Origin of the sequence: Flavobacterium sp. N2038, assembly GCF_025947185.1 — a bacterium.
Classification (GTDB): Bacteria; Bacteroidota; Bacteroidia; order Flavobacteriales; family Flavobacteriaceae; genus Flavobacterium.
In genome coordinates this window covers 2,509,165-2,535,174 of record NZ_CP110001.1, presented here as the reverse complement: position 1 = coordinate 2,535,174, position 26,010 = coordinate 2,509,165, and the positions used below count along the sequence as shown (strand labels likewise).

At 34.3% G+C, this 26,010-nt stretch carries 21 protein-coding genes; 8 read left to right on the top strand and 13 right to left on the bottom strand.

The genetic code is table 11. From position 1 onward, the window contains the following. Positions 1-6: 6 nt before the first annotated feature. Complete coding sequence (locus OLM51_RS11370) at positions 7-3,159, bottom strand: SusC/RagA family TonB-linked outer membrane protein (protein ID WP_264550737.1); 3,153 nt, start codon at positions 3,157-3,159, stop codon at positions 7-9. A 41-nt stretch (positions 3,160-3,200) separates the two neighbouring features. Beyond that, the gene (locus OLM51_RS11365) at positions 3,201-4,640 is read right to left on the bottom strand and encodes a glycoside hydrolase family 28 protein (RefSeq protein WP_264550736.1); all 1,440 of its coding nucleotides are present in this window, start codon (positions 4,638-4,640) and stop codon (positions 3,201-3,203) included. A 286-nt stretch (positions 4,641-4,926) separates the two neighbouring features. Here OLM51_RS11365 and OLM51_RS11360 point away from each other — a divergent pair, with 286 nt between their 5' ends. Next, positions 4,927-5,955 carry a LacI family DNA-binding transcriptional regulator gene (locus tag OLM51_RS11360; RefSeq protein ID WP_264550735.1) on the top strand — a complete coding sequence of 343 codons (1,029 nt, stop codon included), beginning with the start codon at positions 4,927-4,929 and terminating at the stop codon, positions 5,953-5,955. Between the two features lie 205 nt (positions 5,956-6,160). Here OLM51_RS11360 and OLM51_RS11355 read toward each other — a convergent pair whose 3' ends face one another. From OLM51_RS11355 to OLM51_RS11320, 8 genes are all read right to left on the bottom strand, one after another. Further along, positions 6,161-7,780: a UxaA family hydrolase gene (locus tag OLM51_RS11355; RefSeq protein ID WP_264550734.1), complete on the bottom strand. Its 1,620-nt coding sequence runs from the start codon at positions 7,778-7,780 to the stop codon at positions 6,161-6,163. A 20-nt stretch (positions 7,781-7,800) separates the two neighbouring features. Beyond that, positions 7,801-9,249 carry a tagaturonate reductase gene (locus OLM51_RS11350; protein WP_264550733.1) on the bottom strand — a complete coding sequence of 483 codons (1,449 nt, stop codon included), beginning with the start codon at positions 9,247-9,249 and terminating at the stop codon, positions 7,801-7,803. A 222-nt stretch (positions 9,250-9,471) separates the two neighbouring features. Beyond that, entirely contained in the window at positions 9,472-10,140 is a 669-nt protein-coding gene (locus OLM51_RS11345) for a bifunctional 4-hydroxy-2-oxoglutarate aldolase/2-dehydro-3-deoxy-phosphogluconate aldolase (RefSeq protein WP_264550732.1), read from the bottom strand. Positions 10,141-10,150: 10 nt separating this feature from the next. Next, positions 10,151-11,173 carry a sugar kinase gene (locus OLM51_RS11340; RefSeq protein ID WP_264550731.1) on the bottom strand — a complete coding sequence of 341 codons (1,023 nt, stop codon included), beginning with the start codon at positions 11,171-11,173 and terminating at the stop codon, positions 10,151-10,153. Positions 11,174-11,276: 103 nt separating this feature from the next. After that, positions 11,277-12,683: a glucuronate isomerase gene (uxaC, locus tag OLM51_RS11335; RefSeq protein WP_264550730.1), complete on the bottom strand. Its 1,407-nt coding sequence runs from the start codon at positions 12,681-12,683 to the stop codon at positions 11,277-11,279. Positions 12,684-12,706: 23 nt separating this feature from the next. Further along, on the bottom strand, positions 12,707-13,495 hold the full coding sequence (locus tag OLM51_RS11330; RefSeq protein WP_319799956.1) for a gluconate 5-dehydrogenase: 789 nt from the start codon (positions 13,493-13,495) through the stop codon (positions 12,707-12,709). A 5-nt stretch (positions 13,496-13,500) separates the two neighbouring features. Further along, entirely contained in the window at positions 13,501-14,340 is an 840-nt protein-coding gene (gene kduI / locus OLM51_RS11325) for a 5-dehydro-4-deoxy-D-glucuronate isomerase (protein ID WP_264550728.1), read from the bottom strand. A gap of 231 nt (positions 14,341-14,571) precedes the next feature. Beyond that, positions 14,572-16,041: an MFS transporter gene (locus OLM51_RS11320; RefSeq protein WP_264554286.1), complete on the bottom strand. Its 1,470-nt coding sequence runs from the start codon at positions 16,039-16,041 to the stop codon at positions 14,572-14,574. Between the two features lie 489 nt (positions 16,042-16,530). Here OLM51_RS11320 and OLM51_RS11315 point away from each other — a divergent pair, with 489 nt between their 5' ends. The 6 genes from OLM51_RS11315 to OLM51_RS11290 all read left to right on the top strand — a co-directional run bounded on the left by OLM51_RS11315 (position 16,531) and on the right by OLM51_RS11290 (position 21,969). Continuing rightward, the gene (locus OLM51_RS11315; RefSeq protein ID WP_264550727.1) at positions 16,531-17,394 is read left to right on the top strand and encodes an alpha/beta hydrolase; all 864 of its coding nucleotides are present in this window, start codon (positions 16,531-16,533) and stop codon (positions 17,392-17,394) included. A 486-nt stretch (positions 17,395-17,880) separates the two neighbouring features. After that, positions 17,881-18,195, top strand: coding sequence for a hypothetical protein (locus OLM51_RS11310; RefSeq protein WP_264550726.1), 315 nt, complete (start codon positions 17,881-17,883; stop codon positions 18,193-18,195). A 24-nt stretch (positions 18,196-18,219) separates the two neighbouring features. After that, a complete protein-coding gene (locus OLM51_RS11305; protein WP_264550725.1) occupies positions 18,220-18,780 on the top strand; it encodes a 2'-5' RNA ligase family protein in 561 nt (186 codons plus the stop codon). 259 nt (positions 18,781-19,039) lie between these two features. After that, entirely contained in the window at positions 19,040-19,963 is a 924-nt protein-coding gene (locus OLM51_RS11300; RefSeq protein ID WP_264550724.1) for a helix-turn-helix domain-containing protein, read from the top strand. Positions 19,964-20,312: 349 nt separating this feature from the next. Continuing rightward, entirely contained in the window at positions 20,313-21,035 is a 723-nt protein-coding gene (locus OLM51_RS11295) for an SDR family oxidoreductase (protein ID WP_264550723.1), read from the top strand. A gap of 169 nt (positions 21,036-21,204) precedes the next feature. Then, entirely contained in the window at positions 21,205-21,969 is a 765-nt protein-coding gene (locus OLM51_RS11290) for an SDR family oxidoreductase (protein WP_264550722.1), read from the top strand. A gap of 171 nt (positions 21,970-22,140) precedes the next feature. On the opposite strand, the gene OLM51_RS11285 is transcribed toward OLM51_RS11290, so the two are convergent. From OLM51_RS11285 to OLM51_RS11275, 3 genes are all read right to left on the bottom strand, one after another. Continuing rightward, a complete protein-coding gene (locus OLM51_RS11285) occupies positions 22,141-22,545 on the bottom strand; it encodes a hypothetical protein (protein WP_264550721.1) in 405 nt (134 codons plus the stop codon). A 172-nt stretch (positions 22,546-22,717) separates the two neighbouring features. Next, entirely contained in the window at positions 22,718-23,425 is a 708-nt protein-coding gene (locus tag OLM51_RS11280) for a LytR/AlgR family response regulator transcription factor (RefSeq protein WP_264550720.1), read from the bottom strand. Beyond that, positions 23,425-24,462 carry a sensor histidine kinase gene (locus tag OLM51_RS11275; protein ID WP_264550719.1) on the bottom strand — a complete coding sequence of 346 codons (1,038 nt, stop codon included), beginning with the start codon at positions 24,460-24,462 and terminating at the stop codon, positions 23,425-23,427. Before OLM51_RS11275 ends, OLM51_RS11280 begins: the two co-directional genes overlap by 1 nt. 162 nt (positions 24,463-24,624) lie before the next feature. Here OLM51_RS11275 and OLM51_RS11270 point away from each other — a divergent pair, with 162 nt between their 5' ends. Then, on the top strand, positions 24,625-26,010 hold the full coding sequence (locus tag OLM51_RS11270) for a TolC family protein (RefSeq protein ID WP_264550718.1): 1,386 nt from the start codon (positions 24,625-24,627) through the stop codon (positions 26,008-26,010).

The window sequence follows — 26,010 nt, the reverse complement described above, 5'->3', positions numbered from 1 at the left end:
TTTAATTTAAAATTTTAAACTTAATCCCATTTGAACCGTCATTGTAGATACACGGTTAACTGCTAAAGCTGCAGTTGCCCACTCTGGATCGTATCCTTCATAATCAGTAAATACAAACGGATTTAATACATTCACATAAAAACGCATGCTTTTAAGTTTCAGTTTATTAAGCAAATCATTATCAAGGCTATAGCCTACTGCTATATTTTGCACTTTTACGAATGATGCATCTTTATAGAAAGCAACATTGTTTGTATCATAATAAACACCTGCACCACGTGGTAACGGATTTGTGTTTGAATATTGTTGTGCAATACCCGCTCCGTTAGCAGGAATATACCAATCTCCTAAATCTAATTTTTGACGACCTCTGTCTGTAACGTCGGCAAAATTGTCATGGAAACCACTAAATACTGTCATTCCCTGATTTGTAATCAAAGACAGCGACAAATCAAATTGTTTAACTTTTAAAGTTGTTGAAAAACTTCCTGACCATTTCGGATCGTAATTTCCTAAAATAGCACGATCATTATTAGCATCAATTTTTCCGTCGTTGTTTAAATCTTTTACTCTTGCCTCACCTGGTTTTTGACCATAAGTCAACGCTTTTGCAGCTTCGCTTTCCTGCCAGACTCCATCAAAAACATAGTTGTAGTAAGAGTGAATATTTTCTCCAATAAATAAATTGTTTCCAACATCATCAACCTGATCTTGTCCGTAGATAGAAACTAATTCGTTTACATTTTTAGTGAATGTAAAACTAGTTTCCCATGATACATTTTTGGTCTGAACATTTTTAGTTACCAAAGCAACCTCGATTCCTTTATTGCTAACAGAACCAACGTTTGAAGTTATAGTAGGTACCCCGATTTCTAATGGTAATGCTTGCTGGAATAATAAATCTTTAGATAATCTGTCGTATACATCGACACTACCTGAAATTCTGTTTTTAGCAAATCCAAAGTCTAAACCTAAATTCACCTCTCTGGTTTTTTCCCAGCCTAATTCCGTGTTTCCTAAACTTGCAGATGTATATCCGTTTGCCACTGTATTATTAAAATCATAATAGGTCGGAACTTTTAAAACACTTAAACTTGAGTAAGGGCTTACATTATCATTTCCTGTATAACCAACACTTCCTCTCAATTTTAAATTAGTGACAAAAGAAGCATTTTTCATGAATCCTTCCTGATGAATATTCCATCCTAAAGCTACAGATGGAAATGCTGTCCATTTATTTCCTTCTGCCAAAACAGAAGAACCATCATATCTCACAGAAGCTGTTAATAAATAACGCCCTTTGTAAGCATAGTTAAGACGCGCGGCATAAGATTCTAATGTGTTTTTAGAATATGGAATAAACACAACCCCTGAAGGTGTTAAATTGTAGGTTGCCTGTGCCCCTGAGCCTAAATTATAAAAGCTTGTTTCGAATGGGTTTTCTCTTGAAGACTGAAAGTAAGTTTCTGTTGTATTGGAATAAAAACTCTGAAGTCCTAAGAAACTAAATACATGATTTTCTTTTAATGTATAATTGATATTAAACTGGTTATCCCAAGTATAATTAAAGTTCGATGTATTGGTTACGTCACCAGAAGGTAAACTTTTGTTTTTAAGACCAAAATCGGTTTGAGCTCCGGAAGATCTTCCTTCTCTTGCATCTAATTTACCAACAGAAAATGTAGATTTAAATGACAACCAGCTCGTTGCTTTATATTCTGCAAAAATATTTCCAATTGTGATCCATTTGTTAATCTCGTCACTAGAGTTTTTAATTTCTAAAAGCGGATTGTAAGAACCTGTTTTATTAATCGCAAGATTTCCGTTTGGATATCTCAATGTACCCGGTTGTTGCGCATACGTTCCAACTATTTCATTACCTGCAGCATCAATTGCCCATGGAGATGTATATGGGTTTTGTCTAAAAGCCTCCTGCATTGCAGTTGCGCTACCCAATTGCTCTTCGGTTTTAGAGATCGTAAGGTTTGCTCCAAATGAAATCTTATCATTTACTTTATGATTTAAACCTGCTTTGAAATTGTATTTATGAATTCCTTCATTATCAATCACTCCGGTTTCTTTTTGTGCTCCTAAACCTAAATTATAAGAAAGCCCATTATCTGCACGACCACTAACATTTAGATAGTTATTTGACATCATACCGCCTTTAAGAACAGCATCCTGCCAATCGAAACTTTTATTATTTGCTACTCTTTGAAATAAAACCGGATTTGTACCCGCTTGTCCAACAGCCGTATTTAATTCTGTAGCATCAATATCCATATAAGTTGGATTTGTAGCTGAAATAGTGGTAGCCAGGAAAGCAGATTGATGGTAATACCACCATTTTTCCGGACTCATTAATTTTGGTAATCTCACAGCTTGTTTATTTCCATAAGAAGTATCAAAAGACACAACTACTCCGGCTTTAGCGTTTGCTCCACTTTTTGTTGTTACGATGATTACACCGCTTCCTCCTCTTGAACCATAAATAGCGGCTGATGAAGCATCTTTAAGGACGTCCATTCTCGCGATATCCTGCGGGTTCAAAAAGTCGATATTATCCGTTGGAACTCCATCAACTACAAAAAGTGGTTTAGAACCGTCTTTGTTAATCGAGTTTGCACCTCTAATAATCACACTAAAACCATCACCAATACGACCTGAATTTGAAGTAACCTGTACCCCGGCAATTCCCCCCTGGATTGCTTCCATTGGGTTTGTCACATTTCGTTCTGTAATTTTAGCTGCTGATAAAGTATTTACCGCTCCTGTTAAATCTGTTTTCTTTACTGAACCATATCCTACAACAACTACCTCTGTAAGTGCATTCGATTGTTCTGAAAGACTCACATTTACTTTAGATTTTCCCGCAACACTAACCTCCTGCGTTTGAAAACCTAAATAGCTAATTATTAATGTAGCTTTATTATTGGTAACATTAATTTTAAAACTTCCCTCAAAATCTGTAGAAGTACCATTTTTAGTTCCTTTTTCCTGCACATTTACCCCTGGCAGGGATAATCCTTTAGCATCTGTAATTTTCCCTTCAACAATGGTCGATTGTGCGCTCACGGCATTCATCAAAAAGAAATTCAGGAAAAATAAAAATACAAGATTGTATTTTATTTTTTTCTTTGATAATTGTTCAATGTTCATAATTGGTTTTTGGTTTGGTTAAATGTTAATTTAATTAGTTTTTAATTTGCAAGTGATTCTATTTTCTTTCCATTTATATAGGTATTTATAAAATTTACATTTTTAACGTTTTTAAGTGAGTAGACTGAATCTACTTTTGCAATCGTAACATTTTTAAATGTTATATTTTCTATTGGAGATTCTTTATAACCGTCGGCGAGAATACCAAACTTCCCTCCGTTTTTTACTTTAATATTTTCAAGACTTATATTCCTGATTGTCGGAACAAAATTTCCAACTTGGTTTCCGTACAGATCATAAAACATGGTCACTCTCAGTACACATTCTTTTACGGTACCAACTTCAATGTTTCTAACAAAAATATCTTCAGTTGTTCCTCCGCGTTTTGAGTTCGTTTTGATTCTGATGGCGCGATCCAGCTCCGGACTGTCCATTACACAGTTTTCTACATAAACATTATTTACACCCGCAGTAATTTCACTTCCCATAACAACCCCACCGTGGCCATCAATCATTTTGCAGTTTTGAACGATGATATTTTTACTCGGAATTCCAACACGTCTTCCATCTCCGTCTCTGCCTGATTTAATAGCAATACAATCGTCTCCCGTATTAAAAGTGCAGTTTCTGATAATTACATTTTGAGAATATTCAGGATCACAGCCGTCATTATTTGGTCCGTGACTGTTGACCGTAACTCCGTCAATAATTACATTATTCGATTTTAAAGGGTGAAGAATCCAAAATGGTGCATTAACAACTGTAATATCCTTAACCAATACTGTATTGCATTCAAAAAATTCAATAAAATTTGGACGTAAGTAATGCCCTTCTCCAAAAATACGTTCTGCAACCGGGATTCCTTTTTCGGCCATTTCTACCAAATTGTCACGATTTAGCGGATCAAGCTGAGAAGGTTGTCCTTTTTCCCAACCAAATCTTTTGTTTCCGCACCACGACCACCAGTTTGCATTGTTGGCCTGTCCGTTTAAAGTTCCTTTTCCGGTTATCGCTACATTTGTTTTATTCCTTGCATAAATAAGTGGTGAATAATTCATTAATTCTGTTCCTTCAAAAGAAGTATGTATAAGAGGATAATCTTTTGAATTGGTACTAAAAAGAATTTCAGCCTGATCTTCTAAATGCAAATTGACATTGCTTTCTAAATGAATCGGACCTGTTAAATATTTCCCGTTTGGAACCACTACTTTTCCCCCGCCATTTGCTGCACATTTTTGAATTGCTTTCTCAAAAGCCAGCGTATTTATAGTCTTTCCATCAGCAATAGCTCCAAAATCATTTATGTTATAGGTTTTATCTAAAAAGTAGGTTTCAGGGATGCTTTTTACAATCAATTCCATTTTTTTCCATGGATTAGCCTCAGAAACACCAGAAACTTGTTTTCCGCATGACAATGCCATCATTGAAAACACTATCAAAGAAGCAATTGATTTTAACTCTATAAACTTATTTACAATCATTTAGGTTATGGTTAACATTTAAATTAGCAAAACATTAATTTTATGTAATCGATTACACGAAAGTATAAAAATTGTTTCAACACAGCAAATTAATTTAGAAATAATTTATATATTTAATTTTTATTTTAAATTATATTTACACTTAATATAAAAAAAGACATAATTTATTATCATAATAAAACCGAAAACGTTTTAATTATTAATTACGGTAATCGATAACAATAAATATTGAATTATATAAAAAAAATGTATTTTTGTCTAGAATTTAATCTGAAAACCTTTTAGAATGAGCGAAAAAATAACCATTTATGATATTGCCAAGAAATTGAATATCACTGCTGCTACTGTTTCCAGAGCGTTAAATAACAATCCGAAAATAAAAGAAAGCACCCGCGACCTGGTTATCAAAACCGCTGCATCTATGAATTACAAGCAAAATAAACTGGCGCTGGCATTAAAAAGCGGACGAAGCAATAATATAGGTGTTATTGTACCTCGTATTGACAGTAACTTTTTCGCGTCGGTCATTAGAGGTATTGAAGAAGAACTTCAACCACACGGTTATCAGGTTATTATCTGTCAGACACACGAAAGTGCTAAAAGAGAAAATGAGAATCTTTATACTCTAATTGATGCTCAGGTAGACGGAATTATTATGTCTGTCACTGATGTAACCAGCGAGAATGATCCGGCCTTTCGTTATGTATTAGAAAAAAATGTGCCTCTGATCTTTTTTGACAGAAGCAAACATATAGATGGTGTAAGTTCTGTAACTATAAACGACTTTAAGGGAGGCTACATTGCTACTAAACATCTTATTGATGAAGGTTGTCGTGCCATCGCCCATTTTTCGGGAGATCAATCTTTTGAAATTTTCAAAAACAGGTTTTTAGGCTACAAACAAGCTTTATTGGATAACGGAATGACGTTTAATGAAGAATATGTTATTCAGACCAAAAGTAGTGTGGATGCCGGTAAAATAGCAGTAGAGAAATTGCTACAGCTTCCTACTCCACCTGATGCCATATTCTCTTCGAGTGATTTTGCTGCATTAGGTGCTATACAGGAACTTAAAGAAAGAAACATAAGTATTCCTAAAGATTTTTGTGTAGCCGGTTTCAGTAACGAACCTTTTACCAAATTCATGGAATTATCCATAACTTCTGTAGATCAGTCCTCTCTGGAAATGGGAAAAATGTCTGCCCGGGTTTTCTTAGAACAAGTAGACAAAACCCACACGATAAAAATTGAAAAAAAGGTAGTTCTTGCACCGGAATTACACATTCGTAAGTCTTCCTCAAGAACTAGCATTTAATTTTTTTTTGAACCATATAAGTTATATAAGTTCATTTTAGATAAACAATAAAAAGGCAACTCTAAGAGTTGCCTTTTTGCTGAATTTTAAACAAACTTAAATTTGCTTATATAACTTATATGGTAAAAAAAAAAGACGCACTGCTGTGCGTCTCTACATATAAATCTTTGTCACTTTGTATCTTTGCAACTTTGTGCCTAAAAAACTAAAGTGAAACTCCTCTTTTCCATGGAATAAATACATCTTGTTTCAACTGGTCTGCTTTTGTTTCCACGTTTCCGCTCGCCAATTCTATAATGTAATCTACTATTTCTGCTCCGACCTCGGTAATGGTTTTTTCACCAGTAATCACCGTTCCGGCATTTACATCGATAATATCAGACATTCTATTAATTAATGCCGTGTTCGAAGAAATTTTTACAACGGGTGCAATCGGATTTCCCATTGGATTTCCTAAACCTGTGGTAAATAAAACAACTGTTGCGCCCGATCCAACCAATCCTGTGGTACATTCTGCGTCATTTCCTGGCGTATTTAAAAGATTTAATCCTGGTTTTGAAATATATTCTCCGTAATCTAAAACATCTACAACAGGTGAAGTTCCACCTTTTTTAGCTGCTCCGGCAGATTTCATTGCATCTGTAATTAATCCGTCTTTGATGTTTCCCGGAGATGGATTCATATCAAACCCTGAACCTGCATCTACAACTGATTTTTCAAAAGCTTTCATTAAAGTTAAAAACTTATCTGCTTTTTCTTCGTCCACACATCTATTCATCAATTCTTGCTCAACGCCACATAATTCTGGAAACTCTGCCAAAATTGTTTTCCCTCCCAAAGCTGCAAAAATATCTGAAACAACTCCTAATGCTGGATTTGCAGAAATTCCTGAGAATCCGTCGGATCCTCCACATTCCAAACCAATACTTAGCTTTGAAAGAGGAGCAGGTTTGCGTTCAATTTTGTTGGCTCTTTTAATGGCTTCATAAGAATCTTTAATCACCATTTGAAACATTTGATCAGTAGTTCCAATTTGTTGTTGCTCATAGATCAAAATTTCTTTATCACTATTCGGACTCATTTCTTTCAATGCCTTTTTAAAAATATCAACTTGCAAATTTTGACAACCTAAACTTAAAACCGTTGCACCTGCAACATTTGGATTGTTCACATATCCTGCAAGCAGTTTTGCCAACAATTCTGAATCTTGTCGAATCCCTCCACAACCACCTTGATGATTGATAAATTTTACTTCGACATTATCTAAAAGGTTTTCATTTAAATTTTTATCCGAAACTTCTTCTACGCTTTTTTCTTCAATTAAAGAGCGTAACAAATTTTTATAAGAAACCTCTTTTTTAGGCATTAATTCGTTTTCAAAAATATCTTTCAGTTTTTCGATATTTTTGTTTTCGCAAAAAACCAATGGAAAAAACAACCAAACGTTTTTAGTTCCAACTTGTCCATCAGTACGGTGGTATCCGTTGAAAGTCTTGTCTTTCCAACGATCTACATTTGGTGGAGTCCAACCTAAATTTCCGTTTTTACCAAAAACTTTTTCACTTTGATGTTTTACATTTTCGGTGGTAATTACTTCTCCTTTTTTTATAGGTTTAACAGCTTTTCCAACCAAAACGCCGTACATTATAATATCATCACCGATTGCAAAATCTTTTTCAGTGATTTTATGTTTTGCTTTAACATCAGTTGTTGGTGAGACAGTGGCTCCTTCAAACATAATTTGTTCGTTTTGTACCAAATCGGTTAAAGCAACAATTACGTTATCTACTGGGTTGACTTTTATTAACTTTTTTTGCGTTGCCATAACTATAGTATGTAAATTCTTTAATTTAAATATTTTTTAAAATTGACGAAACCTTGCTCTACGCCGTTTGCATCAATTTCTTCCAATGCTTTTGCAATCGCATCTGTCAGAGAAGGAATTGCAGTTAAATCCTCATCCCAGAAACTTTTATTTTGCAAAGTAAGTCGCGCTATTTTATTGTAATCATCTGATGTCCAGAGTCCGTTGAAGAAAGATGTAATATCTTCACTGTCATTAACCGGTAAACTTTCTCCTCTCCAAGTTCCTTTATAGAAACGGATTAGACTGGCAAATGCAAAAGTTAAATGCACCGGTAATTTATGATGTACATCAATGTAACCAGTTAAACTAGGCAATACACGCACTTTGAATTTAGAAATTGAGTTTAAGGCAATAGAAGACAATAAGTGTTTGATAAACGGATTTCTAAAACGGTCTAATATTTCTTCAGAAAAACTAGCCAGTTCTGCTCTGTCCATGTTTAACGTCTCATTGATTTCATCAAAAACTGCTTTATTCACGAATTCTCCTGTGAATGCATTATCAACAGTTTCTTTTACAGTTTCATTTCCATAAAGCAATGAAAACGGCACCATTGCAGTGTGTGCACCATTTAGAATTCTAACTTTACGGGTACGATATGGCTGCATATCTGCCACAATTTTTACATCTAAATCTGTTTTTTCAAAAGGAAGTTTTGTTTTTAATTTCTCATCACCTTCAATCACCCATAAAAAGAAACTTTCGGCACTTACGATTAAATCATCTTTATAAGTAAGCTGACTATTGTATTCTTCTATCTGATCTTTTGGATATCCCGGAACAATTCTGTCTACTAAAGTATTATGAAAAGAACAGTCCTCTGTTAACCACGTTTTAAATGCTGGTTCCAGATTCCAATCTGCACAATATTTCAAAACAATTTCCTTTAAAGTATCAGAGTTATAATTAATTAACTCACAAGGAATAATTGTTAGAGCCTTAGATTTATCGCCATTAAAATATTTAAATCTTTCATGCAAAAGTACCGTTAATTTTGCCGGAAAAGAAACCGGAGGCTGCATCGTAGGCAAATCAGACTGAATATACTCGATACCTGCTTCTGTTGTATTTGATATAATAAAAGCCAGTTCTTCTTCTTTTGCCAAAGCCAAAAATTCCTGAAAAGAAGCATAAGGATCTACTGCCTTTACAATATTGGTAATCAACTCTTTTTCCTGAATCTCTTCGCCTTTTTTAACTCCTTTCATGAATAAGGTATAAAGGCCATCCTGATCATTAATCATCTTTACCAAACCTTTGTCTATAGGCTGTACAACTGCTATTCCAGCATTAAAATCAGCTTCATTATTTAATTTTTGAAAAGCATATTCTACAAAAGCTCTTAAAAAATTACCTTCTCCAAATTGTACAATTTTTACCGGAAGTTTCTGTGAAAATGCTGTATTTGATCTATTTATTTTTTCCATTATAAATCTCTGTAAAGTGTTATAAATAACCACATTTAAATACCTTATCTATTGTTTTTGGGATTTTACATTGTAAAAGAAGCATTACACCTGAAAGAGTAAAATAAAACCTGCTGTGAGGAGTGACAAGATTTATTTATGCAAGCGTAATGCCCAATTACAACATCTAAAACTCTAAAAAAAACGCAATCCAAATAAGGAATTGGTATGATTATTCCTTATTTATTTTTTAATATTTTTTATGATATCCAAAACCTGGCTAACCTTTTTTTGTAAACCATCAAAGTCTTTATTATCAAGTATATCTTTCGAAATTAATTGTGACCCGATCCCTACACAAAATGCACCTGCATTAAACCAGGAAGTTAAACTTTCAACAGTTGGTAAAACACCTCCTGTAGGCATTATACTCGTCCACGGGCAAGGTCCTTTTATTGCTTTTATAAATTCCGGTCCATAAATATCACCCGGAAATAATTTTACAATTTCACAGCCTAATTCTTCGGCTCTGGCAATTTCTGTAAGTGTTCCGCAGCCTGGAGACCACAGTACTTTACGTCTGTTACAGGCAATTGCAATGTCTTCTCTAAAAACAGGAGTTACAATAAAATTTGCCCCTAAACTCATATATAACGAAGCTGAAGCAGCATCTGTAATAGAACCAACTCCTAACATCATTCCTGGCAATTCTGCCAAAGCATATTTGTTTAGAGCTCCAAAAACTTCATGTGCAAAATCACCTCTGCTGGTAAACTCCATCAATCTGGAGCCACCGTCGTAACACGCTTTTAAAACTTTTTTACTTAATTCGATGTCAGAATGAAAGAACAACGGAACCATACCGTTCTCTTTCATTGTCGAAGCAACTTCAATCCTTGAATATTTTGCCATTTTTATTCTTTTATCTTGATACTAATGCAGAACCATCACCATCAATCATATTTTCAACTTCTTTTAATGTAACCAGATTGTAATCCCCTGCAATCGTATGTTTTAAACAACATGCTGCAACTGCAAAATCTAATGCTCTTTGGTTATTATTCTGATATTCCAGCAAACCGTAAATTAATCCCCCCATAAAAGCGTCTCCACTTCCTACACGGTCTACGACCGGAGTAACTTCTTTAACTGCTGCACTATGAATTGCTTTTCCGTCAAATAAAATCCCTCCAATTCTCTGATGTGAGGCACTAACAGAATAACGAAGTGTGGTTGCCGCTATTTGCAGATTCGGAATCAAATCAAACAGTTTAGTATATAAAACGGGAAGTGATTTTTCATCCTGATAATTTGGATTTACTTTAGGAATTCCCAGCATAAAATAAGCTGTATCAATATCTCCTAAAATAACATTGCTGTACTGTAGCATTTCTGGCATTACTTCACTTGGTGTTTTACCATATTGCCATAGTTTTGATCTGTAATTTAAATCGCATGAAATTTTAATTCCTAATCTATGAGCCGTTTGGATAGCTTCTAAACAGGCCTCTGCCGCACTTTGAGAAATTGCCGGTGTAATGCCGCTCCAGTGAAACCATTCAGCGCCATTCAAGACTTTTTCCCAGTCAATCTGACCTTTTTCAATAGTTGACATTGCGCTGTGAGCACGATCGTAAACAACATTGCTTCCTCGGGTTCCGGCACCAGTTTCCAGAAAATAGATTCCTAAACGCTCTCCTCCATAAAGAATATTTTTGGACTCAACGTTCATTTTTCGCATTTCCTTTAATGCCGATAATCCAATTTCATTTTCGGGTAATCTGGTAACAAACTCAGCATCTATACCATAATTTGCCAGAGATACACAAACATTAAACTCCCCTCCTCCGTACGAAGCTCCAAATGCTTTTGCTTGCGAAAAACGTAAATGTCTCTCTGTCGAAAGACGAAGCATGATTTCTCCAAATGCAACTACTCTACTCATTACTTATATTTTTTTGCCACAGATTCCAAGGATCAAAAGGATTTAAAAAAAACTTTGCGAACCCTGCCTTAATTCCTTGCGAACTTTGCGGTTAAATTTTTACTTAAAACTTAAAATATTCTTTTGCGTTATGGTATGAAATATCAGAAACTAATTTTCCTATCCATTCCATATCATTTGGCAGTTCTCCGCGTTTAATTTCATCCCCTAAAAGATTACATAAAATACGTCTGAAATATTCATGTCTCGGAAAAGATAAAAAGCTGCGTGAATCTGTCAGCATTCCCACAAAACAGCTAATTAGGCCCATATTTGAAAGCGCATTTAATTGTTTTGTCATTCCATCTTTCTGATCTAAAAACCACCATCCAGATCCAAATTGTACTTTTCCGCGAACACTTCCGTCGTTGAAATTTCCAATCATTGTCGCCATCACTTCATTATCCGCAGGATTCAGATTGTAAATAATTGTTTTAGTCAATTTGTCTTTACTGTCTAAAGCATTTAGAAAAGAAGATAACTTTTGCGCCTGAGGATAATCTCCAATAGAATCCCATCCTGTATCCGGACCCAAAATTCTATGCATGCGGGCATTGTTATTACGAAGCGCCCCTAAGTGAAATTGTTGTACCCAGCCAAACTCATGATAAGTCTCTGATAAGAATAATAAAATCGCACTTTGGAATTTCAATGCTTCTTCTGGTGTAATAACTCTGTTTTCTCTTTTCTTTTTGAAAATTGCAGCTACCTCACTTTCTGTAAAATCCTCAAAATAAATCTGATCTAATCCGTGGTCACTTAATTTACAACCGTTTGCAGAGAAAAATTCGATTCTCTTTTTTAATGCGCTTCTTAAATCAGAATAGGTCTGAATTGCAATTCCGGAAACATCCCCTAATGTATCCAGATAGGCATTATACCCTTCATTAGAAATAAGGATAGCTTTATCAGGTCTGAAAGCTGTACTCATTTTAGTTCCAATAGGATTCTGAGACAGTTTTTGATGAAATTCTAAACTATCAATTGGATCTTCGGTAGTACAAACTAGTTCAGCATTTACTTTTTTAAGAAGGTTTTGTGTACTGTATGCCTGAGAATTTATTTTCTCAGAAGTTTCAATATAAATTTTCTCAGCTGTTTTTTCATTCAAAAGATCATAAATATCAAAATAACGCGCCAATTCTAAATGCGTCCAGTGATACAATGGATTACGCATGGTATACGGAACTGTTTTTGCCCAGTTTAAAAATTTATCTTTATCTGAACCTTTTCCTGTTACAAATTGCTCATTAATTCCCAAAGTACGCATTGCACGCCATTTGTAGTGATCTCCATTAATCCAGACATTTGTTATGTTATCAAAAATTTTATCTTCAGCAATAAACTGAGGATTTAAATGATTGTGGTAATCTATGATAGGCTGATTTTTAGAATAATTATGATATAACTCTTCAGCATATTTATTTTCAAGCAGAAAATTATCGTTTATAAAATTGTTATTTGAACTCATGTCTTTTTTATAAAATTGAATCGTTATTCGTTTGATGGTTTACCGATAGTGGCAAGAATTCCGCCATCAACATATAAAATATGCCCATTAACAAAATCACTAGCTTTAGACGATAAAAATATAGCTGCTCCTGCCAAATCACCTGGATCTCCCCATTTTGCTGCCGGCGTTCTGCTGATAATAAAATCATTAAAAGGATGTCCGTCAACTCTGATTGGTTTTGTTTGTTCGGTTGCAAAATAGCCCGGACCAATTCCGTTAATCTGGATATTATGTTTTGCCCATTCTGTTGCCATGTTTTTGGTCAGCATTTTCAAACCGCCTTTGGCAGCTGCATAAGCGCTTACAGTACTGCGGCCCAACTCACTCATCATAGAGCAGATATTAATAATTTTACCCTGATTTCTTTCAATCATTCCTTTGGCAACATGTTTAGAAACGATAAACGGACTAACCAGATCAATATCAATTACTTCTCTAAAATCTGCCACTTCCATTTCTAGCAGTGGAATTCTTTTAATAATGCCGGCGTTGTTAATTAAAATATCAATTGGCCCAACTTCATTTTGAATTTTCTGAACAGCCTCAATAACTTCTTTTTCTTCCGTTACATTAAACTTATACCCAACTGCATTAATTCCTTCGCTTTTAAGCTCATTTACGGCATCATCTATTTTTTGCTGAGAAGAATTACCATTTACAACTATCGTCGCTCCTGCCTGACCCAATCCTTTTGCCATTGCCATTCCAAGTCCGTGTGTACTTCCTGTTATAAGGGCAATTTTTCCTTTTATATCAAATAAATTTGTCATCATTATTATCTTAAGTCCGTAATTTTGCAAACATCCATATCGCCATAATCCAGATTCTCACCAGCCATTCCCCAGATAAAAGTATAATTACTAGTTCCTGAACCAGAGTGAATTGACCACGGTGGAGAAATTACTGCCTGATGATTATTCATCCAGATGTGTCTGGTTTCCTGTGGCTGTCCCATAAAGTGACAAACAGCCTGATTCTCCGGAATGTCTAAATAAAAATAAACTTCCATTCTGCGATCGTGAACATGCGCTGGCATTGTATTCCAAACACTTCCTGGTCTTAATTCGGTCATTCCCATTTGTAATTGACAAGTAGTTACTACACTCCCAATAATCATTTGATTTACGGTGCGATGATTGGCAGTTTCCATTGTCCCTAACTGTAGTTTATTTGCTTCTGCCAAACTAACTTTTACCGTTGGGTGAGTTGTATGAGCCGGCGCAGAATTAAGATAATATTTAGCCGGATTTTTACTGTCATCGCTTTTAAAAATTACTTCTTTATTTCCGCTTCCGATATACAAAGCATCTTTAAATCCTAATTCAAAAGTTTTTCCTTCGACTACAACAGAACCACTCCCGCCAACATTGATAATTCCTAACTCTCTGCGCTCTAAAAAATAAGGTGCTTTCAGCGGATCAATTGTTTCTAAAGCCAAATCCCCTTTTACAGGAACTGCAGATCCGGCAATATATCTGTCGTAATGAGAATAAACCAAAACCACTTCATCTTCCTGCATTAAATCATCAATTAAGAATTCTTCTCTCAATTGCTGTGTATCATATTTTTTAACTGCTTCGGGACTTGATGCGTATCTTGAACTATATTTTGTCATAATTTTTAATTTAATGTAATCGATTGCACAAAATTATATTTTTATATTTAAAAAGCATAATCTAAAGTAATTTATTTCACTTTTAAGCCATTCTTTCCTGAAAGTCCGCCCTTTTTCATTATTGAAACCGGTATATGCATGATTAGACCTAATAAGTAGTCTAACGATATTTTCGTATTACAGCATTAAACTAAATTAATACTGCTTTTTGGATCTTAGTAGGTAAGATTTTTAAAGATCTGTAATCGGACGGTATTTAGGAACAAGTGATTTCATAACAATCCAGCCCGTTAAATAACAAACTGCACAAATTGAAAATATGATAAAATAACCCGCTTCAATTCCTTTAAAGCCCATAAAACTCATGTTTGTTTCCTTTGCATGATCAAACAAAACTCCGGATCCCTTATTAATTAAAGTTGATCCAACTCCTCCCGCCAAACCTCCAATACCAGTAATTGTTGCAATTGCTTTTTTAGGAAACATATCTCCTACAGTAGTAAAAATATTTGCAGACCAGGATTGATGTGCCGCACCTGCAATCCCGATAATGATCACCGGAATCCAGTAACTTATATATCCTAAAGGCTGAGCAATCAATGCTAATAAAGGGAAAAACGCAAAAATCAGCATGGCTCTCATTCTTCCTTCATAAGGATTCATTCCTTTCTTTTCAACAAAATAGGTTGGCAACCAGCCTCCAATAATCGACAATAATGTAATCATATAAAGTACAAACAATGGCAGAGCGGCTTGTGTAGAATCCATATTATAAACTGAACTTAAATAAGCCGGAGTCCAGAATAAAAAGAACCACCAAACCCCGTCTGTCATAAACTTTCCAAATGCAAAAGCCCAGGTTTGCTTGTATTTAAAACATTCCATCAAAGACACTTTTGAACTGGTTTCGGGAACATAACCTTCTAATTTACTGTCGGCAATATCATCCTGCTGAATATAGGCTAGTTCATCTGCCGTTACTCTTGCATGTTTTTCAGGCTTATCATACATAAACATCCAGAATCCCATCCAGATAAATCCTAAAGCTCCAATGATAATAAAAGACATTTCCCAACCAAAAGATTTTGCTATAAAAGGAATTGTAATTGGCGCTGCTAAAGCTCCTACTGTTGCACCGGCATTAAAAATACTAGTTGCAAATGCCCTGTCTTTTTTAGGGAAATATTCCGCAGTTGTTTTAATTGCAGCAGGAAAATTACCTGCCTCCCCAACTGCCAAAACAAAACGGGCAAAAATAAATAAAGCTACACTTACATTGATGACCATTGCAGTATCGCTCACGGCGCTGATTATTTCTTTTGAACCATGAAATCCTACAAACCAGTTACCAGTAATAATTCCTGAAGTGGCAATTCCGCAAAATGCATGCAGACAAGCACCTACAGACCAAATACCAATGGCCCAAAGAAAGCCTTTTTTAGTATCTAACCAATCTACAAATCTACCAGCAAACAAAAGTGATACAGCATAAAAAATAGAAAACAAAGCAGTTATGTTTCCATAGTCATTATTGGTCCAGTGAAATTCCGGTGCAATAAAATCACTCCATGTTAACGAAAGAACTTGTCTGTCAAGATAATTAATTGTAGTAGCAAAAAAGAGCAGCGCGCAGATACTCCAACGATATTTTCCTGTAGATTTTACGGCTTGATTTGCAATAACGGCTTCTGATTGATTCATGGTTTGGATATTCTTAGTTTTTGTCTTTTGATTATTAGATTTCATTATTGAACTAAATTTAAAAACATTAAAAACTAATGATTTAAATAAAACAAAATCAAATAATGTAATCGATTGCACAAATATAGTTTTAAATCTTTATAAACCAAATAAATTGTGCAAAAAATTATTATATTCGATCTAATAAACACATCGTTTAAAAAATATAACACAAAATTACAGATTAAACAATATATTTGTTAAAAGACAATATGCTAAAATCGTCCGTTTCAGGGGTAAAATTGTACTTAAATCAACACCTTAAATTCATTGACCTAAAAGGCTGATTTTTTTCTTTCATTTCATTTATTTAAAAACGATATTGCCAAATAAAATGCTTTTCATTTACTCAAAAATCAAACTAAAACACTCCCATTGAAAAACTCAAAATCAATCATAGCAACGAAGATGTGTTTTACCACATTTTTATTTATTTCACTTGTTAATACTATGAATGCGCAAAACCAGATAATTCCGCTATGGAGTAAAATCCCTGACGAGATACAATCCTCAACATATAAAGAGAAAGAAACCATTAACGACGGAGTGCTTCAAAGTACCAATTTTGTAACCATACCAACTTTGAGTGTTTTTCTTCCAACTGTTTCTAAACCAAATCAGACCGCTGTAATTATTTTTCCTGGAGGAGGATACTCACATCTTGCCATAGAAAAAGAAGGAACTAAAGTTGCAAAATGGCTTAATAATCTTGGTATAGTCGCATTTGTTTTAAAATACCGTTTGCCAAATGATGCAATAATGAAAGACAAAACTATTGGACCACTTCAGGACGCTCAGGAAGCTGTACGTTACGTAAGAGAAAATGCAACAAAATGGAATATAGACACCCATAAAATTGGAACTATCGGGTTTTCTGCCGGAGGGCATTTAGCCTCAACACTGGCAACACATTTTAATGATAAAACATATGAAACAACGTCAAATACAAGTGCCCGTCCCGATTTTTCAATTTTAATTTATCCCGTTATTTCAATGCAAAATGAAATAACACATAAAGGATCTCAGACCAGTTTACTCGGAAAAAACCCTTCGCAAAAATTAAAAGATTCATTCTCTGGCGAAAAGAATGTTACGGCTCAGACTCCACCAACTTTTATAGTCCATGCAACAGATGATGCAGCTGTTATTCCGGAGAACAGTATTAACTATTATCTGGCACTCAAAAAACATGAAGTTGCATGCGAGTTACATTTATATCAAAATGGCGGTCACGGTTTTGGTTTAGGCGTAAAAGACACGAGTAAAAACTGGACAATTGACTGTCAGGAATGGCTGAAAAGTCATAATTTATAATTAGGACAAAAAAAGGGTCTTTAAATTTAGTCTTCTTAAACCAAATCTAAAAACCCCGTAAAATTAGACTTTATTGTATTCTTGCAAATTTATACAAAGGTACCCACGATCAAATGAATGCGTCAAATTTTAATTAAATAAATTGTTTCTCCAAAAACAGTTTTGTAAAAGTCTAACGATAGTAAAAAGGTAAAAAAATATCTAAAATCCCGACTTTTACAGGGCAAATTTACAAGCCTGTTTACAGAAAACATTACGGTTTTCCTCATTCTAACAAAATCTTTACATTTTTTTAAAGTTCAAAACAATTCGTTAAAATTATAAAATACTGACCCACTGAAATATGAGATTTATTTCGCTTAAATCACTAACATAAATAATATTGAGTTTTATGAAAATTTTAATACTCTTTAATTCATTTCTTATCCTGGATTAAGTTTAAAATACACTTTATACCAATAAATTTGCTTTATAAATCGAAAAACCATGAAAACTCTTGAATTTTTATTACTGGGAAAAAACGAAGCAATCTTAACTATTTTACTTCGATTGGTAAATGCTGATGAAAACTGGAATGCAATTGCTTTTAGCAACGAAAAAGAAGCGCAGGAACACTTTCAAAATCATAAAATAGATATTGTTCTTTTGAGCTCCGGAATCGAAGATCATATCGAAAAAGAATTTACTGCTTTTTGCTTAGAACAACAACCCGGGGTAGAAGTTATTGAACACTTTGGCGGCGGAAGCGGTTTATTAAAATCTGAAATCCTACACAGATTGCATTTGAAAGGAAAGCTTTAAATTTGTGCTTCAAAGTCTCTAAAAATGGAAAAAACGTATTCAGTTGTATTTTATTCTAAAACACTAGTTGAGCCAGTTAAAAAACTAAAAGACATTTTAAGAAGCAAAATCAAATGGTATAACAGCTGCAATTCTGAAGCACATATTACAATTTGTGAATTTAAAATTGATGAATCTCAACTTGATTCAATCAAACAAAAGTTTTCTAAAATTTCGGATACTTTTACGCCTTTCGAAGTGTCTTTAAATCACTTTGATTCTTTTCCGAATGCTGGTGCTTTTTTTATTGGAGTAAATGAAGATTCTAAAAATAATCTTGTTCCAATTATGAAAAAGATTCATGAAGCTTTAAAGTTTTTAAATCTTAAAAAAAGCGACAACCCTCACCTGTCAATTGGGCGAAGATTAACACCTGAAAATCTTAAAATTGCTACCGAACTTTTTACAACAATTAAGCTACAATTTGAATGCAATGAAATTGTTTTAAGAGAATTTGATCCAGTAGTAAAACAGTTTTTTGTAATTGATGCTTTTCCTTTTGGAAGCAATCCAGAACCTGAGTTTGTTCAAGGAAGTTTGTTTTAATTGAGATTGCCGCAAAGACACCAAGGCACGAAGTTCTCATTTCTTCCTTATCTTAACATAACTAATGGCTTCAACCATTGGAACGCAATACAAATCGAATTCAGAGCCCCTGTGGTTGAAACCACGGGCTATAATAAAAATGAATACACATTCTCAATCAATTCCGCAACAATATAAAAACCTTTGCGCCTTAGTGCCTTTGTGGCAAAAAACCGCATAACATTTTTTCGTATATTTGAATTTCGCAATTCATTACCATATGAAATCCCTCAATTCGTTTTACAAAGAGATTACCGAAGGTTCAGCTATTGAACCCAGTTCATTATTACCAAATGACATTCAAAAAGAAATTGGTCACTTTAATGTTTTTGATATTAAAGAACTTCTGGAACGCATGCAGGGAAAATCGGCGATGCCCTATGACAGAAGAGCTTACTATAAAATAAGCCTGATTAAAGGTAAAAACAGAGCAGAATATGCCGATAAAATAATCGAAATCGAAAAACAGGGATTGTTATTTGCAACTCCCAAAATTCCCTACAATTATCTCCCACAAGACACCAATCAATCAGGACAGTTTTGTGTTTTTACAAGCGAGTTTTTATCCAAAAATAAAAGCGGAATTGATTTAGACGGACTTCCTATTTTTGCTTCAGACGGTTATCCTATTTTTCAACTTACCGACGAGGAAGTTTACGAAGTTGAATTGATTTTCAATAAAATACAAAAAGAAATCAATTCTGATTATATTTATAAATACGATTTAATTCGAAATTATGTTGCAGAGTTAATTCACTTTGGACAAAAATTACAACCTATAACAGCACTTTATTCGAAACATAATTCTGCCGCAAGAGTTTCTTCATTGTTTGCTGAATTATTAGAAAGACAATTTCCTATTGAATCTCCAAATCAGAAACTTGAATTAAGAACGGCAAAGGATTTTGCTGAAAGATTATCCGTCCATGTCAATCATTTAAACAAAGTTTTAAAAGAAAACACCGGAAAAACAACCACCGAACTCATCACCAGCCGTTTGACCAACGAAGCCAAAATACTTTTAAAACAAACAGACTGGAATATCTCTGAAATCGCTTATTCGCTTGGTTTTGAAGAATTGGCGCACTTTTCTAATTTCTTTAAAAAACAAACCTCTTATACGCCGATTGCTTTTAGGAGTTAGGTCTTGTTTCAGGTTTAAAGTTTCAGGTTTAAAGTTTAAAGTTTCAGGTTTTACGGAACGTTATATAACTTTTGTCATGCTGAGCGAAGTCGAAGCATCTCCTGCTAAATCCATACAGTACGTTTTACTATGCGTGTCCTTCGACTCCGCTCAGGAAGGCAGAAAATGAGAATTGGAATTTGGAATTTGGACAAAGTTTTACTGCAACGTTTTGGGATTTGGAATTTGGAATTTATAAAATTGGAATTTTACACCTGATTTGAATTTCGCAAACATCCATTTGATATTTACAATTCCCCAAGTCTGCTTCGCTCCTACCTTTGTCTCATCAAATTAAAAGAACGAAAAGATGAATTTATCAGACAACAAAATTTTAATAACTGGCGGTGCAAGCGGTATCGGACTTGGACTTGCCGAACGATTTATTCAGGAAAACAATACCGTCATTATTTGCGGCAGAAGAGCATCCGTTTTAAACGACGTAAAAGCAAAATTTCCAACGGTTATAACAAAAGTATGCGATCTGTCTCAAGAAGAAGAACGCATTGCACTTTACGAATGGATTGCAGTAAATCATCCTGATTTAAATGTTTTAATCAATAATGCGGGAATTCAAAAATGGGTTTCGGTTACTGATGCTGATTTTTACGAAAGCATGAAAGCTGAAATCAGTACCAATATTGAAGCGCCTTTGCATTTAACTTCCTTATTTATTCAGTTATCGTCCCTCAAAACAGTAATGAATGTAACTTCCGGATTAGCATTTTCCCCTTTTGCAAAAGTTCCGGTTTATTCGGCTACAAAAGCATTTTTCAGATCGTTTACACTTTCACTTCGTCACTTATTAAAAGCTAAAAATATTGAAGTAGTTGAAATTATTCCGCCGGCATTAAACACCGATTTAGGCGGAATTGGTCTTCACGACGCACATCCAAGCGTAAGCAGTTTTATCGAATCTATTTTCGAACAATTAAAAGAAGGCAGACAGGAACTGACTTTCGGCACAAGCGAAACAAGATTAAATGCAAGCGCAGAAGAATTAAGAAATCATTTTAATGCAATGCATGCGTAATTTTAATTTAAACACAATACTTTGTCCTCCTGAGCGTAGTCGAAGGATATTCGTGTCATAAAAGGTCTTCGACTCCGCTCAGACTGACAACAACAACAACAACAACAACAACAACAACAACAACAACAACAACAACAACAACAACAATAAACAATAAACAATACATAAAATGGCAGTAAATACAAAAATAGCTTTGGTAACCGGAGGTAGCAGAGGCTTAGGAAAAAACATGGCAATCGCAATTGCAAAAAAAGGAATCGATGTGATAATAACGTACAACAGCAAAAAAGAAGAAGCAGATTTGGTTGTAAAAGAAATCGAAAGCTTAGGTCAGAGAGCAGCTTCCCTTCAATTGAATGTAGCTAAGTCGGATACTTTTGAGGCATTTTTAGGAGAAGTTAAAACAACTTTAAAGAATACTTTTAATACTGATAAATTTGATTTCCTGATTAATAATGCCGGAATCGGAATCCACAAACCTTTTATCGAAACTACAGAAGCTGATTTTGACGAATTAAGTAATATTCAGTTTAAAGGGCCATTCTTTTTGACACAAAAGTCATTGAACGTTATGAATGATGGTGGCGGAATTGTAAATATTTCAACAGGTTTGGCTCGTTTTTCATTTCCGGGATATGCGGCTTATGCTTCTATGAAAGGAGCAATGGAAACTCTAACAAAATATCAGGCAAAAGAATTAGGCGGAAGAAAAATCAAAGTAAATATTGTGGCTCCGGGGGCCATCGAAACTGACTTTGGTCATGGCGCCGTGAGAGACAATGAACAACTAAATCAGCATATTGCCTCCTTAACGGCTTTAGGAAGAGTTGGTTTACCGGATGATATTGGAGGTGTCGTCGCTTTTTTATGTACAGAAGAGGCGCGCTGGATAAACGCACAACGCATTGAAGTTTCAGGAGGAATGAATCTATAATATTGCATTAAAAAATAAACCCAACAGGTTTTTGAAACCTGTTGGGTTTGTTAAATTAAACCAGGTATATTTTAAAAAATCTTTACAAGTAAAAAAAATAAACCCGACAGCATAAAAATCTGTCGGGTTTCCCTGTTTAAAAATATATTGAGTTAGTAAGTATTCTTAATTTTAGTTTTTTTCGATACTGACATCAAAACCACCATTTTTATCGAAAACAACATCGTAGAATTTAGCGTTCTTTTGCACTCCAACTTCATAAGTCGTTTTACTTTTATCATCTACAACAACAGCAATTTCTTTAATGGCATTTGCAGCATAGTTTTTCTTTAAATAATTCTGTGCTTTTTGCGGCAACTGGCTTAACGGAATTTGCAACTCATAAGCTTTCAAAACACCCAAATTATCATAAACAGCTACAGCCTCAGCATTGCTGTCTGTTTTAAATTTAGCTTCATATCTAATTTCATCATTATCATCTCCAACATATTCCTCCGACCAAACAGATACTTTTCCCGGATATTCTTTTTCAAAAGCAAATTTCACCTTCTCGGGTGGTGTAACTACTTTTTTCATATTAGTGCCTTCTTGCGCAAACAAAAAACTGCTACATAAAAAAGTTATAATCAAAAATACATTTTTCATGATTCTACATTTAATTCATTAAACTTAGATAATGTATTAAAATTACTACTTTAAAATTAAGTACAAATATTTTTCAAATCTTTTTTTGTTATAAAAATTAATTCTAAACATCAAATTTCTTTATCCGGTCTGTTAACTCTCTTTTATAAGTAATCCCAATTGGTAATTTTTCATTTTTAATAACAACAAAGTCTTTTTCAGTAGATTCTATTTTATCCAAAGCGACTATATACGATTTATGAATTCGCATAAAATTCTTTTCCGGCAGACATTTTTCAAACTCCGTTGTGGTAATTGATGCCAGATAGGTTCGTTTTAAAGTATGCAGCTTAACATAGTTTCCGAAGCTTTGGGCAAATAAAAGCTGATCCAGTTCGAGATCAATAAAATAACCGTCAACTTTTACACTTACCGTATTTATAATAGCTTCCTCCTCCTTAATTTTACTGCTTTCTGTCGAAAAGAAGCGATCAATTGCTTTAAGAAATCTTGGAAAATAAATTGGCTTTAGTAAATAATCAATTACGCCATAATCATAACTTTCGAGCGCAAATTCAGAATAGGCCGTTGTTAAAATAGTTTTAGGATGGTTTGGAATAATTTTTAGCAATTCCATTCCTGAAATTTCCGGCATGTTGATATCCAAAAACATTAAATCAACCTTATTCTCACGCAGATACCCCATTGCTTCTATACCATTGTAGCCCTGAAAAACCAATTCTAACTGCGGATTCTGCTTGATATAATTTGCCAACACATAATGTGCAGCAGGTTCATCATCGACAATTATACATTTTTTGGGATCTTTCATTACACAAACTTTTTCAGTTGCAATTTTAGGTCAATGATATAAGTATTTTTTTCGTCCTGAATATCCAATGTATAGTTTTTACCATAAATTAGATTCAGTCTTTCAATTGTATTTTTTAAGCCAATTTTAGTCGAAACTACATCTGTTTTTTTCGTCGGAATAGAATTCACAACATGCAAATGAAGATTACCGTCTTCTACCGTAATAAAAATTCTAACAAAACATTTTTCAATAGCGCAGGTTCCGTGTTTAAAAGCATTTTCGATAAATGCGATTAAAAGCATTGGCGAAATTTTATAAGCGTTTTGATTGTCAACCTTAGAATCAAATGTAATTTCGCAACGATATCCTACACGCTCTTTTTCAAGCTGTACATAACTGTTTATAAACTCCAGCTCATCTTCTAAAGATACACATTGTTTATTATTACTCTCTAATTGATAACGCATTAACTGCGAAACTTTCATAATTAAATCAGGCGTTCTTTCCGGAAATTCTAAACTGATCCCGTATAACGTATTGAAAGTATTGAACAAAAAATGCGGATTTAATTGTCCTTTTAATGAATTCAACTGCATTTGGTTGAAAAGCAAGGTTTCATCTGTGCGTCTTCTGTGAATTCTGTAGAATTTAAAAACAATAATGGGACTCAGAATACAAACTAAAGTTCCTAAAACACTGGCCAGCTGATACACATAACTTCGCTGATGCGAATTTTGATATAAACGGCAATTACCAAACATATCCAGCTTGGTTATCTCGTATAAGACTATAGAGAAAACCAAAACCCCAAAAACGGTAAGCAAGATATAAGTTATCGGACGACGGGTTTTAAATAATATCGGAAGAAGAAAAAAACGATTAAACTGTGCATGCATGTAAAGAATGCAGTAGAAAAATATGCCCATTAAGATTGATGTCACAGAACTAAACAACATCCAATCGTTTTTTAAAGTATAAATGGTAAAGGAAAACGCGACGACAGCAATTTCCTGCCACCATTTGTTGTCCAGTATATTATCAAATTTTATGCTCATTTTTCATTTTAAATAGTTTACAAAGTTCGCACAAAATTTTAATTATTATTTCTAATAAATGACAAATTCAATTGGTCATTTATTAGTGCAGTACATCACTTAAGATCCCTTTTATCAGCACAAGAGAAATAAATTTGTGTCACAATTTCACACTTTGAGTTTATGTATTTCAAAAAAATTACTTTATTATTTTTCTTGATTTTTGCCTCAGCCAGTCATTCTCAAACCCTGTCTTTAAAAGATGCAATAAAAACCGGGCTTGAAAATTACGGTTCTATACGGGCAAAAAACAATTACAGCAGCGCATCAAAAGAGAGTTTAAAACAATCTCGTCGTGATTACCTGCCAAACCTTAATTTATCTGCGCAGCAGGATTACGGAACTATCAACGGCCAAAATGGTGCTTTGTATGGTTTTAATGGTTTAGGATCTGCTTCTGCCGGACCAGCATTGCCGGAACAAAACTGGAACGCTGCTTTTGGAGCTTTGTATCTGGTCAACATGAACTGGGATTTTTTCACTTTCGGAAAAACACAGGAAAAAATTAATCTGGCTAAAATAGATGTTCAGACAAAAGAAAAAGATCTCGATCAGGAAAAATTCCAACAGGAAATTAAAATTTCAGCGGCTTACCTCAATTTATTAGCTAGCCAAAGATTACTGATTTCTCAACAAAAGAATTTAAGTCGTGCCGAAGTTTTCAAAAAAACGGCCGTTGCCCGAGTTAAAAATGGGTTATTAGCCGGAGTAGATTCAACATTAGCAACTGCTGAAGTCTCTAAAGCTAAAATTGCTTTAAATCTTGCCCGAAACTTCGTTAAAGAACAAAACAACAAATTAGTCGATTTAATGGGCGTTGCACCACAGGATTTTGTTGCTGATACACTTTTTGTAACTCAGATTCCCAAAGAAATGGTAAAAAGTACAGCTTCTACCGACAGTTTGCATCCTTTATTACAATTCTATAAAACCAAAATCGATTACAGCAATCAACAGGTTAAATTGTACAAAAGATTTTATTACCCAACCATGAGTGCTTTTGGTGTATTGCAAACCAGAGCTTCAGGATTTGATTCTTCTTATGTAACCGATCAAACGGCTTTTACAAGAAACTATTGGGATGGTGTAAATCCGGATCGCGCCAATTACTTAATTGGAGTTGGAATTACCTGGAATTTAACTACTCCATTCCGATCAAGCAAACAAGTCAGTGCACAGAAATTTGTTTCTCAGGCTTTACAGGAAGAATACAATCAGGCGAGCAGAGAATTGAAATCTCAGCTAACATTTGCCGAAGATAAAATCAAAATTACTTTAGAAAATTATGCCGAAGCACCAATTCAGGTGGATGCTGCAAAAAGAGCTTACATACAAAAATCGACTTTATACAAAAATGGTTTAACTGATTTAACCGATCTAACTCAAACCATGTTTACGCTAAATCGTGCCGAAATCGATCGAGATATTGTCAATAACAATGTGTGGCAGTCGTACTTATTGAAAGTCGCAGCAACAGGAAATTTTGACTTATTTATAAATGAATTTTAA

Bases quoted from the DNA above. Each gene is read 5' to 3' on its own strand.
- OLM51_RS11365 (WP_264550736.1), bottom strand. From the start codon at position 4,640: ATGATTGTAAATAAGTTTATAGAGTTAAAATCAATTGCTTCTTTGATA.
- OLM51_RS11350 (WP_264550733.1), bottom strand. From the start codon at position 9,249: ATGGAAAAAATAAATAGATCAAATACAGCATTTTCACAGAAACTTCCG.
- OLM51_RS11360 (WP_264550735.1), top strand. From the start codon at position 4,927: ATGAGCGAAAAAATAACCATTTATGATATTGCCAAGAAATTGAATATC.
- OLM51_RS11355 (WP_264550734.1), bottom strand. From the start codon at position 7,780: ATGGCAACGCAAAAAAAGTTAATAAAAGTCAACCCAGTAGATAACGTA.
- OLM51_RS11310 (WP_264550726.1), top strand. From the start codon at position 17,881: ATGAAAACTCTTGAATTTTTATTACTGGGAAAAAACGAAGCAATCTTA.
- OLM51_RS11280 (WP_264550720.1), bottom strand. From the start codon at position 23,425: ATGAAAGATCCCAAAAAATGTATAATTGTCGATGATGAACCTGCTGCA.
- kduI (WP_264550728.1), bottom strand. From the start codon at position 14,340: ATGACAAAATATAGTTCAAGATACGCATCAAGTCCCGAAGCAGTTAAA.
- OLM51_RS11320 (WP_264554286.1), bottom strand. From the start codon at position 16,041: ATGAATCAATCAGAAGCCGTTATTGCAAATCAAGCCGTAAAATCTACA.
- OLM51_RS11330 (WP_319799956.1), bottom strand. From the start codon at position 13,495: ATGACAAATTTATTTGATATAAAAGGAAAAATTGCCCTTATAACAGGA.
- OLM51_RS11295 (WP_264550723.1), top strand. From the start codon at position 20,313: ATGAATTTATCAGACAACAAAATTTTAATAACTGGCGGTGCAAGCGGT.
- OLM51_RS11285 (WP_264550721.1), bottom strand. From the start codon at position 22,545: ATGAAAAAAGTAGTTACACCACCCGAGAAGGTGAAATTTGCTTTTGAA.
- OLM51_RS11290 (WP_264550722.1), top strand. From the start codon at position 21,205: ATGGCAGTAAATACAAAAATAGCTTTGGTAACCGGAGGTAGCAGAGGC.
- OLM51_RS11305 (WP_264550725.1), top strand. From the start codon at position 18,220: ATGGAAAAAACGTATTCAGTTGTATTTTATTCTAAAACACTAGTTGAG.
- OLM51_RS11345 (WP_264550732.1), bottom strand. From the start codon at position 10,140: ATGGCAAAATATTCAAGGATTGAAGTTGCTTCGACAATGAAAGAGAAC.
- OLM51_RS11275 (WP_264550719.1), bottom strand. From the start codon at position 24,462: ATGAGCATAAAATTTGATAATATACTGGACAACAAATGGTGGCAGGAA.
- OLM51_RS11300 (WP_264550724.1), top strand. From the start codon at position 19,040: ATGAAATCCCTCAATTCGTTTTACAAAGAGATTACCGAAGGTTCAGCT.
- OLM51_RS11270 (WP_264550718.1), top strand. From the start codon at position 24,625: ATGTATTTCAAAAAAATTACTTTATTATTTTTCTTGATTTTTGCCTCA.
- OLM51_RS11370 (WP_264550737.1), bottom strand. From the start codon at position 3,159: ATGAACATTGAACAATTATCAAAGAAAAAAATAAAATACAATCTTGTA.
- uxaC (WP_264550730.1), bottom strand. From the start codon at position 12,683: ATGAGTTCAAATAACAATTTTATAAACGATAATTTTCTGCTTGAAAAT.
- OLM51_RS11340 (WP_264550731.1), bottom strand. From the start codon at position 11,173: ATGAGTAGAGTAGTTGCATTTGGAGAAATCATGCTTCGTCTTTCGACA.
- OLM51_RS11315 (WP_264550727.1), top strand. From the start codon at position 16,531: ATGAATGCGCAAAACCAGATAATTCCGCTATGGAGTAAAATCCCTGAC.